Annotated in this window: 10 protein-coding genes; 7 read left to right on the forward strand and 3 right to left on the reverse strand. The window is 68.8% G+C overall.

Annotated elements, in window-relative coordinates:
* Nucleotide 1 precedes the first annotated feature (1 nt).
* A complete protein-coding gene (locus H1Q64_RS30150; protein WP_237908020.1) occupies nt 2-2,278 on the forward strand; it encodes a CheR family methyltransferase in 2,277 nt (758 codons plus the stop codon).
* Between the two features lie 7 nt (nt 2,279-2,285).
* Here H1Q64_RS30150 and H1Q64_RS30155 read toward each other — a convergent pair whose 3' ends face one another.
* Both H1Q64_RS30155 and H1Q64_RS30160 read right to left on the reverse strand, forming a co-directional pair.
* Nucleotides 2,286-3,296, reverse strand: a complete 1,011-nt coding sequence (locus H1Q64_RS30155; RefSeq protein ID WP_237908021.1) for a chemotaxis protein CheB — start codon at nt 3,294-3,296, stop codon at nt 2,286-2,288.
* Nucleotides 3,297-3,342: 46 nt separating this feature from the next.
* Nucleotides 3,343-4,362, reverse strand: a complete 1,020-nt coding sequence (locus tag H1Q64_RS30160; protein ID WP_237908022.1) for a chemotaxis protein CheB — start codon at nt 4,360-4,362, stop codon at nt 3,343-3,345.
* Between the two features lie 197 nt (nt 4,363-4,559).
* Between H1Q64_RS30160 and H1Q64_RS30165 the strand changes: the two genes are divergently transcribed.
* The 6 genes from H1Q64_RS30165 to H1Q64_RS30190 all read left to right on the forward strand — a co-directional run bounded on the left by H1Q64_RS30165 (nt 4,560) and on the right by H1Q64_RS30190 (nt 12,500).
* Nucleotides 4,560-6,437 (forward strand): hybrid sensor histidine kinase/response regulator, encoded by a 1,878-nt coding sequence (locus tag H1Q64_RS30165; protein WP_237908023.1) that lies wholly within the window; start codon nt 4,560-4,562, stop codon nt 6,435-6,437.
* 114 nt (nt 6,438-6,551) lie between these two features.
* Nucleotides 6,552-6,965, forward strand: a complete 414-nt coding sequence (locus tag H1Q64_RS30170; RefSeq protein WP_237908024.1) for a DUF2946 family protein — start codon at nt 6,552-6,554, stop codon at nt 6,963-6,965.
* A 214-nt stretch (nt 6,966-7,179) separates the two neighbouring features.
* Nucleotides 7,180-9,423, forward strand: a complete 2,244-nt coding sequence (locus H1Q64_RS30175; protein WP_237908025.1) for a TonB-dependent receptor — start codon at nt 7,180-7,182, stop codon at nt 9,421-9,423.
* A gap of 27 nt (nt 9,424-9,450) precedes the next feature.
* Entirely contained in the window at nt 9,451-10,263 is an 813-nt protein-coding gene (locus tag H1Q64_RS30180) for an energy transducer TonB family protein (protein WP_237908026.1), read from the forward strand.
* Between the two features lie 118 nt (nt 10,264-10,381).
* Nucleotides 10,382-11,482 (forward strand): redox-regulated ATPase YchF, encoded by a 1,101-nt coding sequence (ychF, locus tag H1Q64_RS30185; RefSeq protein WP_014199815.1) that lies wholly within the window; start codon nt 10,382-10,384, stop codon nt 11,480-11,482.
* 196 nt (nt 11,483-11,678) lie between these two features.
* Nucleotides 11,679-12,500, forward strand: a complete 822-nt coding sequence (locus H1Q64_RS30190; protein WP_237908027.1) for a putative bifunctional diguanylate cyclase/phosphodiesterase — start codon at nt 11,679-11,681, stop codon at nt 12,498-12,500.
* On the opposite strand, the gene H1Q64_RS30195 is transcribed toward H1Q64_RS30190, so the two are convergent.
* Nucleotides 12,463-12,939, reverse strand: coding sequence for an NUDIX hydrolase (locus tag H1Q64_RS30195; RefSeq protein ID WP_237908028.1), 477 nt, complete (start codon nt 12,937-12,939; stop codon nt 12,463-12,465). The two genes, H1Q64_RS30190 and H1Q64_RS30195, sit on opposite strands and share 38 nt — an antisense overlap.
* Between the last annotated feature and the right edge of the window lie 58 nt (nt 12,940-12,997).

Genomic DNA, 12,997 nt, shown 5'->3' on the forward strand with positions numbered 1-12,997 from the left:
GATGTCCGGCCCGGATTCCAGCGCCAAGGACCCCGCCGAACCCGAATTCGAGGCGCTGATCCGTTACATCCAGGAAAGCCGCGGCCTCGATTTCCGCGGCTACAAGCGCACCAGCCTGCAACGGCGCATCCGCCGCCGGATGGAGGAGGCCAGCTGCGAGGATTTCGCCACCTACCATGGCCTTCTGGAAGCCGACCCGCAGGAATTCATCCATCTTCTGAACACCGTGCTGATCAACGTGACCTCCTTCTTCCGCGACACCGAGTCGTGGGACGTGCTGCGGAAGGACGTGGTCCCGCAGATCCTGGCGCAGCGTTCCGACCGCGACCCCATCCGCATCTGGAGCGCCGGCTGCGCGTCGGGGGAGGAGCCGTATTCCCTCGCCATGCTGTTCGCGGAGGCGCTGGGCAAGGAGGCCTTCATCAACCGGGTGAAGATCTACGCCACCGATCTGGACGATGCGGCGCTGAACACCGCGCGGCACGCCATCTATTCCCCGCGCGACGTGGAAAGCGTGCCGTCGCCGTTGCTGGAACGGTATTTCGAACGCACCAACAACCACTATGTCTTCCAGCGCGAGCTGCGCAAATGCGTGATCTTCGGGCGCCACAATCTGGTGACCGACGCCCCGATCTCGCGCATCGACCTGCTGGTCTGCCGCAACCTGCTGATCTATCTGGAAAGCGAGACCCAGAACATCGTCCTGCCGCGTCTGCACTACGCGCTGACCAACGACGGCGTCCTGTTCCTCGGCAAGGCGGAGACCCAGCTCGCCCGCTCGAAGATGTTCGAGCCGGTGAACCTGAAGAGCCGCATCTTCCGCAAGGTGCCGCAGGAATGGCGGCGCAGCCTGGGCGGCAGCCTGACCATCGCGCCGGAGCACAACAACCACCGGCAGAGCTTTCAGACCCGGCTGATGGAAGGCATCGTGGACAGCAGCGCCACCGCCTATCTGTCGGTCAACGGCGACGGCATTCTCGTCTTCGCCAACGCCACGGCCCGGCGCCTTCTCGATGTGGGAGAGATCGACATCGGCCGTCCGTTCCAGGACCTGTCGATCTCCTATCGCCCGGCGGAGCTGCGCTCGCGCATCGAGGAGGTGCAGAAGACCGGGCGCGTGGTGCGCATCGAGCATCAGGAATTCGCCCGCCCGCCGGGCGAGCCGATGCGCCTGAGCATCGAAATCTCCCTGCTCTACGGGCGTGACGGCAAGCCCTTCGCCACGCTGCTCGGCTTCACCGACACCAGCCGGCATTTCCAGGTGCAGCAGGAGCTGGAGGCGGCGCAGGAGAGCCTGGAGACGACGATCGAGGAGCTGCAAAGCTCCAACGAGGAGCTGGAGACGACCAACGAGGAGCTCCAGTCCACCAACGAGGAGTTGGAAACCACCAACGAGGAACTCCAGTCCACCAACGAGGAGCTGGAGACCATGAACGAGGAGCTACGCTCCGCGAACGAGGAGTTGGAGGTCGCCAACGAGGAGCTGCGCCGCCAGGGCGAGGAGTCCGGGGAATTCCGCCGCTACTCGGAATCGATCCTGCGCAGCATGGACGTGGGCATCATCGTTCTGGACCAGGATTTGCGCGTGCGCTCCTGGAACCGCTGGGGCGAGAACATGTGGGGACTGCGCGCCGAGGAGGTGCAGGGCGAACATTTCCCCGACCTCGACATTGGCTTGCCGGTGCACCGGCTCCGCCTCGACCTGGAAAGGGTCCTGCACAGCGAGGCGCCACAGCCGCCCGTCATGCTCAACGCCGTGGACCGGCGCGGCCGCGCGGTGACCTGCCGGATCCGGCTCTCCCCGCTGCTGTACGAGGCGCGGGAGGCCCGCGGCGTCGTCCTGATCATCGAGGACGTGACCGAACAGACCCGGACCGAAGCCTTTGCCGGCTATCTTGGGCGAATCATCGGCGAATCCCTGAACGAGGTCTATTTCCTGGACCCGTCCAGCTTCCATTTCCTGCTGGTGAACCGCGGCGCCGAGACCAAGCTGGGGTACAAGCTGGAGCATCTGAAGCAACTGGCCGTCCACGACCTGATGCCCGAGGTGTCGGCGGAACGGTTCCGGGCGCTCGTGGCGCCTCTTCTTTCGGGCAATAAGCAGGAGGTGGTCTTCGAAACGGTGATGGAGGGCAGCCACCGCGGCCCCTACCCGGTCGAGGTCTGCCTTCAGCATTTCGGCGGGGAACAGCCGCCGATCCTCGTCGCCATCGTGCACGACACCACCGAACGCCAGCATCTCGGCGCGGACGGCGGCGAAAAGGCGGAGGTGGAGTAAGGAGCGGTCAGAACCGGTCGGGCGCGCCGCCGCTTCCGAGGTGGATGGAGGGGCGAATCCATTCCTCGCCCAGGAAGCGGATCAGCACCTCCGCGCGCTCGCGCGCTTCGCGCCCGGCCTCGTCCCACCGCTTGGCGGACAGCGCCTGCCCCATGCCCTGCGCCGTCTCGGCAAGGCGCCGGCACAGGTCGGCGCGTTCGTTCAAAGCCCGCAACGCCACTTCGAACGCCTGCTCAACCATGTGGAGCTGCGCCTCCTCCATGCTGTCGGCACCGTAGCGATGGCCGATGTGGCAGGTGAAATAGGGCAGCGTGTCCACCTTGGTTTCCCGGAGCGCCCCTCCGCAATCCGGGCAGGTCAGGGCGGACGGCGTTTCCAGTTTGTACATGCCTTCCATAGGCGCCTCCATGGATGCCACCTTGGATGCCACAGGCCGCGTTGCAGCCGGAACGCGTTCCACGGCCAGCCGGGCGAGCAGCGCACCCATGGCCGCCGCTGGCACGCAGTGATCGACCGCGACGTGGTCGAGCGCGCTGCGCGGCATGCCGGGATGCCGCGCATCCGCGGGGTCCTGCACCACGGCAACGCCGCCCCTCCGCTTGATCTCGGCAAGGCCCGCCGTGCCGTCGTTCAACGCCCCCGACAGCACCACGCCGATGACCGCCGGTCCGCAAGCCCGCGCGGCGGACCGGAACAGCGGATCGACGGCGGGCCGGGTGCTGTGCTCGCGCGGCCCGCGCAACAGGCGAAGGCACCGGGGCGGTTCAACCACCAGATGGCACCCCGGCGGCGCCACATGGATGCGGCCAGGGCGGAGCGGCTCCCGATCGGTGGCGTGGCTGGCCGGAAGCGACCCGGCCCGGTCGAGGATCGACGGTGCCGTGCTCGGCCGATCGCCGATGTGCAGGACGACGCACACCGCCGCTGGCAGGCCGGGCGGCAGGTCCCGGACCAGGGCTTCCAGCGCCTCCAGCCCGCCCGCCGATGCGCCGATCACGATCAGGGGGCCATCCGTCATGGGGTCCCAGCCTTTGCCCGTTCGGCACCGGCTGGAGTTCGTCCCATCAGTCCTCTCCTTCGTCGGCCAAGCTGCCCGCCAATTCCTGCCCTTGTTTCGACAGCACCTCCTTCAGCATCGCCACGGTCCGCTCGGCCTCCTGCGCCGACCGGGTCCAGTTGGCCTCGACGGTGGGGTGTCCATGTTCGCGGGCCCGTTCGGCCAAGCGCCGGAACATGATGGCGCGGTCCTGATGGGTGCGCAGGGCGACCCAGATGGCCTGCTCGATCGACTCCCGATGGGACTCGGCCAGCGCCGCGGGACCATAGGCGTGGCCGACCTTGCAGCGGAAGCGCAGCACCGGCCCGTCCTCGATCTCCACCAGATTGCCGCCGCAATCGGGGCAGCTCAGCGTGCTTGGCTTGCCGACGGCGGCGGTGAGTTCCGGCACCGCGTCGAACTCGTTCTCCGGGATGCGCGCCTCCATCGCGATGTCGTCGGGAACCGGCACCGGGGGGCCGGACGCTTCGGTCAGCCGTCGGGCCAGCAGCACCGGCAGGTCGGACAGCGGGGCGCAGGCGTCCACGGAGACATGCCGCATGGCGTTGCGCGGCATGTCGGGCCATTCGGCGTCGTCCGGGTCCTGGACCATCGCCAGCCCGCCGCAGCGCTTCACGGCGCGCAGCCCGGCGGTCCCGTCGTCCAGCGTGCCGGTCAGGATCAGCCCAACCGCCCGCACCCCATAGGCGACCGCCACCGACCGGAACAGCGGGTCGATGGCCGGGCGGCAACGGTTCTCCCGTGCACCGCGGCGCACCAGCGCGCAACCGTCCTTGACAAGCAGATGGTGATCGGGCGGGGCGACGTGGATCCAGCCCTCCCGCACCGGCTCCCCATCCTCGGGATGGAAGGCGGGAAGCCAGCCGGCGCGCGACAGCAGAACCGGCAGCACGCTGTGGGTGGCGCCGATGTGCTGAACGACGAAGACCGTGGCCGTCACGTCGCGCGGCATCGCCGCGAACAGCCTCCGCAAGGCGGTGATACCGCCGGCAGAGGCCCCGATGGCCAGGATGTCCCTCTTATCCATGATTAGGGAACAACAGTTTTAGCATGCGTTGTGACAACAGCGCGTTGACCAGGAAATTCCGGCTTTGGTCCTATAACTTTTCCACGCGCGCAGTGTTGTGCGGTCTGTGCAATCATTCGTTCCCAGCGAGGGGGGAGGGCTTGGGAAGATCGGCATCCATCCGTGCGGGGAACGAGACTCGCGAGTCCGAGCGTGAAGTGTTGCTCCAGCGCGTCGCAGAGCTGGACCGGAGCCTGGAACAGGCCCTGGTGACGGCGGAGGACGCGCAGGAGGAAGCCCGCCTTCTCGCGGTCGACCGGATTCAGCTCGAAGAGGAGATGACCGCGCAGCGGCATGAGATCGCCGCGTTGCGCGAACGCCTCACCGCGTCGGAAACGCGCCGGGCGGAACTGCTCGACGCCCTGGCGGATTCCGACCAGCGCTTGAACACGCTCCGCCGGGACGAAAACCATTTGTCGGAAGAACTCCAGACCTCCTACGAGGAGCTTCAGGTCCTCACCGAGGAGTTGGAGGAGGCCAACGCCGATCTGGAGCAGCGGGTCGAGGAGCGCACGGCCCAGCTCACCGAGAGCGAGCGGCGGTTCCGCACCCTGTTCGAGGCGATGGACGAGGGGTTCCTGCTCGCCGACGTCCTGTTCGACGGCGACCGGCCGGTGGATGTCCTCTATCTGGAGATGAATCCTGCGGCGCGGCGCATGGCCGGGGAGGATTACGTTGGGCGGCGGCTGCGCGAGATCAGCCCGGCCTTCGAGGATTACTGGTACGAGGTGTTCGGCCGCGCGGCGAGGGACGGGGAACCGACGCGGACGGAGCTTTACGCCGCACCGCTCGACAAATGGATCAGCTTCTACGTCTTCAAGGTCGGCGCCCCCGAACAGCGCCGCATCGCCGTGATCTTCCGCGACGTGACCGAGCGGAAGCGGACGCAGGAGCAGCTCAAGCAAGCGAAGGAAACGGCGGAGGCGGCGAACCGGGCCAAGACCAAGTTCCTCGCCGCGGCCAGCCACGACCTGCGCCAGCCGATCCAGGCGGCGGCTCTCTACGCCCATGTCCTGCTCGGGTCGGTCGGCGCCGACCCGATCGCCCAGGAATCGCTCACCCGGCTGAAGGCGTCCATCGACAGCCTGAACGGCATGCTGAGCGGGCTGCTCGACCTGTCGCGGCTGGAGGCCGGTGTCATCGAGGTGTCGGTAACCGACTTCTCGCCCGCGGCGCTGATGACCCGCCTGGCCGAGGAGTTCCGTGGCGTGGCGGAGGCGTCGTCCATCGAACTGCGCTGCCGGCCCAGCCGCTTGGCGGTGTCCACCGATCCCCATCTGCTGGAACGGCTGCTGCGCAACCTGCTGTCCAACGCCATCGCGCACGGCCACTCCAAGGAAACGGGCGCCAAGGGGCGCGTGCTGGTGGGCTGCCGCCGCCGGGCGGACGGGGTGGAGTTCCAGGTGTGGGACAACGGGCCGGGCATTCCCGAGGACGCCCGCGAGGCCATCTTCGAGGAGTTCCGCCAGCTCAACAACCCGGAGCGCAACGCCACCCAGGGCTTCGGGCTAGGCCTGTCCATCGTGTCGCGCCTCGCCCGCCTGCTGGGGACGGAGGTGGCCCTGCGCTCGCGGGTCGGCTCGGGTTCGGTCTTTTCGGTGACGGTGCCCTACGCCCGCAAGCCGGAGGCCAACGCCGAGGTGGTTCCGGTCGCCAACCGGGAACCGCGGCTGAAAGGGCGCACGGTGCTGCTGGTGGAGGACGACGAGCAGGTTCGCCGCAGCATGACCATGATGCTGAAACGCTGGGGCCTGCGCGTGGTCGCCGTGTCCTCGGCGGGGGAGCTGGCCGCGGCGCTGCCCGGCCTGCGGCGCCCCCATGTGGTGCTGACCGACTACCGTCTGCCGGGCGGCGACTCCGGACGCTCGGTGGTCGAGCTGGTGCGCCAGCGCTGGCCGGTGCCGGGCATCATCATCACCGGCGACACCGCCCCGGAGCGGTTGCGCGAGGCCATGTCGCTCGGCTGCCGCCTGCTGCACAAGCCGGTGCTGCCCGCGGATCTGGCCGGAGCGCTGGGCGAGGTTCTGCCTTCGTGACTCTGCCCTCCTGAGGTTGCGTGCCGACGCGAGGGTGCGACCAATAGTCCCTTGTTCCTTCGGCTTAGCCCGATTAGCCTATCCCCTTACTCGGATAAGGGGTTCGCCCGGAACATGGCGGCTTTGTCTGGAAGCATCGGACGCAGGCTGGGCCGCGCCGCCGTGATGGCGGGCGGGGTGGCTTTGCTTCTGCAGCTTCTCGGCTGGGCCTTCCTGGTTCCGATGGTCAACGCCGCGACCGGCGAAACGGTCATGATCTGCACGCCGCAGGGCATGGCCTCCATCACTCTCCCCGACGGCCCTCCTCCTGAGTCCCTGCTTCCGGACGGCAAGCCCACGCTGTCCATGGGCGAGGACTGCCCGGTCTGCGGGCTGGTTGCCGGCCTCACCGCGCCGCCGCCGCTTCTGACCCTGGTGCTGCCGGTCTCCGTCGTCGCCCACAGCTCCATCGGGCTGCCCGGCCAGCACATCGCCGCCGGCTGGTTCCTGTCGCGGCTGAAGGCCCGAGCGCCCCCGGCCCTCGTCTGACCACCCTCGGCACGCGCCCTGTGATCGCCGCGCCCGGCTGTTGAGCCCGGCGGCGCGGCCCTTCCGGCCATGCCCACCTCATCCCTCACGCCAGCCTTCGCACCGCGACCCGCCGGTCCCGATCCCTTGCGCCGATTGTCGCGCGGATCGATGACCGGGCGGGACGGCAAGGCTGCGCCGATCTCCACTCGTCCGATTCGAGAACGAGCGCCCGATGATTCGCCTGTCCACCGCCGCCTCCGCGGCGAACGCCCCCCGCTTGTCCAACCGCCTGCTCGCCTCCACCACCCTTCTGACGGCGGTCCTCGCCGGGCTGAGCGCAGTGCCGGCCCAGGCGCAGACCCCGCAGGCCCTGCCCGCCGTCCCGGTCGAGACGGAGACGGCACCCGCCGCGATGGCGCCGTACAGAGGTCTGTCGCAACCGCTCGACGCCGGCACGCTCGACGCTGCCGAGATCGCCAGCCGCCACATCGCCAGCGCGGACGCCGCGGCGATGCTGCGCAGCCTGCCGGGCGTGTCGCTCTACAGCGCGGGCGGCTTCTCCAGCCTGCCGGCGCTGAACGGTCTGGCCGACGACCGCGTGCGCGTCCAGGTCGACGGCATGCCGATGACCGCCGCCTGCGCCAACCACATGAACGCGCCGCTCTCCTACGCCGACCCTGCCGTCATCGGCGCGATCGAGGCCATCGCCGGCGTCACCCCGGTCAGCAAGGGCGGCGACAGCATCGCCGGCACGGTCTCGGTGACCAGCAAGCCCCCCGTCTACGCCCAACCCGGCGAGCCGATCCACGGCGAGGGCAGCCTGTCCACCGTCTACCGGTCGAACGGCAACGGCACCACCCTGTCCGGCAACGCCACCGCGGCGACCGAGCGGTTCAGCCTGCGCTACACCGGCGCCTGGAGCCGGGCGGACGACTACGAGGACGGCAACGGGGACAAGGTCCGCTCCACCCTCTACAACGTGCAGAACCACGCGCTGTCGGCCAGCGCGCGCAAGGACGGGCACGAGATCACCCTGTCCGGCGGCTACCAGTATTCGCCCTATTCCGGCTTCGCGAACCAGCGCATGGACATGACGCTGAACCGCGGCACCACCCTGAACGGCCATTACAAAGGTGAATTCGACTGGGGCACGCTGGACGTCCGGGCCTTCTGGCAGCGCACCGCCCACGCCATGAACTTCCTGCACGACAAGGGCGGCGCCGACCGCGGCGGCATGCCGATGAACACGGACTCGCACGAGATGGGCTACGCCGTCTCGGCGGAGGTGCCGCTGTCGGCGCAGGACACGCTGCGCGTCGGCAACGAGCTGGTCCGCTACCGCATCGACGACTGGTGGCCGCCGGTCGCCGGGGCGGCGATGATGTCGCCGCTGACCTTCGTGAACCTGAACGACGCGCGGCGCGACCGGCTGGGCACCTTTGCCGAGTGGGAGAAGCGCTGGACCCCGGCCTGGACCTCGCTGCTCGGCGTGCGCAACGACGTGGTGTGGATGGAGAACGGGCCGGTCCAGCCCTATTCCTGGGCCAACCCGATCAGCATGGGCATGATGGGTATGGGCATGGCGAACCCGGACGCCGCGGCAGCCACGGCCTTCAACCGGGGTGACCGCTCCAAGACGGACGTGAACGTCGACGCCACGGTACTGCTCCGTTTCGCGCCGTCCGCGTCAGAACGCTACGAGCTGGGCTTCGCCCGCAAGACCCGCTCGCCCAACCTGTACGAACGGTTCGCCTGGGGCACCGGGGGCATGTCCTCCACCATGATCGGCTGGTACGGCGACGCCAACGGCTATGTCGGCAACCCGGACCTGAAGCCGGAAACCGCCTACACGGTCGGCGCCACCGCCGCTTGGCAGGGCGCCGAGGCCAAGCGCTGGTCGGTCAAGGTCACGCCCTATTATTCGCACGTCGAGAACTTCATCGACGCCGACCGCATCGGCACCCTGTCGAACGGCTTCGTCCAGCTGCGCTTCGCCAACCACACCGCCGAGCTGTACGGCATCAACGCCGAAGGCCGCAGCATCGTCCACCAGGACGAGCGGCTGGGCGAGTTCACGGTGGGCGCCGTGGTCAGCTACGTCCGCGGCCGCAACCTCGACACCGGGCGCGCCCTCTATCACATCATGCCGCTGAACGGGACGATCGACCTCGGCCACCGGCTGGGCGACTGGAGCAGCGTCCTGGAGTTCCAGATGGTCGGGCACAAGTTCCTGATCGATTCCGGGCGGAACGAGCCGGAAACCTCCAGCTACGCCCTGGTCAACCTGCGCACCAGCTACGTCTGGGGCAACCTGCGCGCCGACGTCGGGATCGAGAACCTGTTCGACGCCCAGTATGACCTGCCGCTGGGCGGCGTCGATTACGGCGATTTCCGCGCCAGCGGCAACCGCCAGCCGATCGGCGCGCTGGCCGGCATGGGGCGTTCCTTCAACCTCGGCCTGACCATAGCCTTCTGATGGAGGCCGGCTGACGAGGCCCCCGCCTTGCGCGCGATCCGCCTGCATGAACGCCCCCAGCCGGCCCGCCGGCCGCTGGGGGCGCTCGCCCTGTCCGGGACACTGCACGCCGGCGTCCTGGCCGTCCTCCTGTCCGCCGCCGGAGCGGCCCCCGGCACGGTCACGGAAGAGACCGGCGCCGTCAGCCTGAACGAAGCCATCACCCCAGTGATCGAGGTGATGCTGGTGGCCTCCGAGGCGGACAGCGGCCCGCCGCCGGCAGCGGCCGCCGAACCCGAAAGCGAACCGCAGCAGGACCCCGTGCCGGAACCGGACACGGAACCCGAACCGGAGGTGGCGCCGGAACCGGTGCCCCCGGTGGTGGAGCCGATCCCCGAACCCACACCGGAACCGCCCCCTCCCCCGCCACCCAAGCCGCTGCCGAAGCCGGCATCGAAGCCGCCCGTCAAGGCGGCGCCGAAACCGCAGGCGGCCCCAACCGCGCCGCCCTCCCCGTCTCCGATCGCCGGAACCGGTACGGGGCGCGACGCGGCGGCGGCGGTCGAGGCGGTCTCGGCGAGCCGGGGCGCAATGGTGGATTACGGGGCGCGGGTCTGGGCCTGGATCGGACGGCACAAGCCGGAAAAGGTGGTCGGCGGCGGGCAGGCCACCGTCAAGCTGACCCTCGGCACGGCGGGCGAGGTGCTCGACGCCTCCATCCTGACGTCGAGCGGCGACGAGGCGTTGGACCGGGCAGCCCTGGCCGCGGTGCGCAAGGCGTCCCCCTTCCCCCTCCCGCCGCCCGGCCTGGCGGCGGAAGACCGCGTCTTCTCCGTGCCCTTCCTGTTCCGCCCGCGGTGAATCCGGCGCGCCGGAAGCAGCGCTCAACCCTGCCCACCCCCACTTCCCGTTTGCGCTTTGCGGCTCCACGTAGGATAAAGCGCCCCAATTCCCGAGATTTCCGACGGCGAGCACCCCCATGGGCTTCAATTGCGGCATCGTCGGCCTGCCGAACGTCGGCAAGTCGACCCTGTTCAACGCGCTGACCGCCACCCAGGCGGCCGAGGCGGCGAACTTCCCCTTCTGCACCAAGGAGCCGAACGTCGGCCGCGTCGGCGTGCCCGACCCGCGGCTGGACAAGCTGGCGGCCATCGCCAAGTCGCAGAAGATCATCCCAACCCAGCTCGAATTCGTCGACATCGCCGGCCTGATCCGCGGCGCCTCGAAGGGTGAAGGGCTGGGCAACCAGTTCCTCGCCAACATCCGCGAGGTGGACGCCATCGTCCACGTCCTGCGCTGCTTCGAAGACGACGACGTCACCCATGTGGAAGGCAACGTCGATCCCCTGCGCGACGCCGAGGTGGTCGAGACGGAGCTGATGCTCGCCGACATGGAGAGCCTGGAGCGCCAGCTCACCAGCCTCCAGAAGAAGGCCAAGGGCGGCGACAAGGACTCCAAGATCAAGGCCGATCTGATGGAGCGCGCGCTGAAGGTCCTCCAGGACGGCAAGCCGGCCCGCGTCGTCGAGGTCAGCGAGGAGGAGAAGCCGGTCTTCAAGCAGTTCATGCTGCTGACCGCCAAGCCCGTCCTCTACGTCTGCAACGTCGAGGAGGCCTCAGCGGCCACCGGCAACAGCCTGACCGCCAAGGTCGCCGAGAAGGCCAAGGCCGAGAACGCCGGCATGGTCGTCATCTCCGCCGCCATCGAGGCGGAGGTCGCCCAGCTCTCCGACGCCGCGGAGAAGCAGGAGTTCCTGGAATCCCTCGGCCTTGAGGAAACCGGCCTCAACAAGCTGATCCGCGCCGGCTTCCAGCTTCTCGACCTCATCACCTTCTTCACCGTCGGCCCGAAGGAAGCCCGCGCCTGGACCGTGCGCCGCGGCGCCAAGGCCCCGGAAGCGGCGGGCGTCATCCACACCGATTTCGAGCGCGGCTTCATCCGGGCCGAGACGATCGACTTCGACAGCTACGTCACGCTGGGCGGCGAGCAGGGCGCCAAGGACAACGGCAAGATGCGCCAGGAAGGCAAGGAGTACGTCGTCAACGACGGCGATATCTTCCATTTCCGCTTCAACGTTTGATTGGACGACTGCGCAACCCTTCTCCTCTTCTGGGGAGAAGGGTTAACGCCTCCCAATCTTATCACCGTTGAGAAATCCGTTAACCCTTTCGTAAAACTGGAAAAACCGCTTAAATACCCCTGAGATATGGTTAACAAGCCTCGCGTCGACTGTTAAGCCCCTATGGGCGACAACCGAGGGCTGGACCGGAGGGGATATGGCGGTGAACCAGAACGCGACCATCGCGCCAGGCGCCGGCACCTTCTCCGACCGCGTGCGCGACGCCATCCGGCACGGCGAACTGCGCCTCGCCTTCCAGCCGCAGGCCGACGCCCAGAGCGGGCGGCTGACCGGGTTCGAGGCGCTGTCGCGCTGGCGCCTCGACGACGGCACGGTAATCCCGCCCGACGTCTTCATCCCAATGGCGGAGACCAGCGACGCCATCCACATCCTCGGCGAATGGACGGTGCGCCGCGCCTGCGAGACCGCCGCGGGCTGGATGCAGGACGGCATCGCCGACGTGCCGGTGGCGGTGAACCTGTCGGCGCGGCAGTTGCAGGACCCCGGCTTCGCCCGCACCGTTCTGGGCATCCTCGCCGAAACCGGCCTGCCCGCCGCCAATCTGAAACTGGAGCTGACCGAAACCGCCCTGTTCGAGCACAGCGAGTCCTCGCGCGAGGTGCTGACCCAGCTGCGCGGCGCCGGGGTACGGCTGGTGCTGGACGATTTCGGGACGGGCTATTCCTCGTTGTCCCTGCTGCGCCGCGTGCCGGTCGAGGCGCTGAAGATCGACAAGCACTTCACCCAGGCGATGGTGCAGGACCGCGACGCCGCCGCCATCGTGCGCGCCATCATCGACCTCGCCCACGCTCTGGGGATGCAGGCGATCGCCGAGGGGGTGGAGACCAAGGACGAGCTTCTGTACCTGCGCGCCTACCGCTGCGACCGCATCCAGGGCTATCTGCTGGCCAAGCCCCTGGACACGGAGCAGGTTCCGGACTTCATCCGACGGCTCGCCGCGACGCCGACAGGCGGATGACCCGCTCCGTCTCGTCCCATTCGGTCAGTTCCGCGGCCTCGTCGACGGTGGCCCAGCGCGCTTCCAGCGCGTCGTCGGCGCAGACCGCCTCGCCCTCCGGGCTCTCCGCCGCCACCTCGACGATGGTGTAGTGGTACTGGACGGCCCCAGCGTCGTCGAGCGTCATGGCGTCCACCACCGTGACCACCTCCGTCGGCACGACGTGCAGACCGGTTTCCTCCAACACCTCGCGGACCGCCGTCTCGAACACCGTCTCGCCCACCGACTGGGCGCCGCCGGGCAGGCTCCACTGCCCCATCCGCGGCGGGCGGCCCCGGCGGATCAGCAGGACCCGGTCGCCGCGCCACACCACGGCGCCCACCCCCACCCAGGGACGGTCGGGGTATTCACGGCCGGAACGGTCGGCGGGGGGCGTGGTGGACTCGGGCGAGGCGGACATGGAAACTCCCTCGTTGCGCTTGACCCGACGCTAACCCAGGCGGACAGTCGGATACCAG

The organism is Azospirillum brasilense, assembly GCF_022023855.1.
GTDB classification, from domain to species: Bacteria; Pseudomonadota; Alphaproteobacteria; order Azospirillales; family Azospirillaceae; genus Azospirillum; species Azospirillum brasilense_F.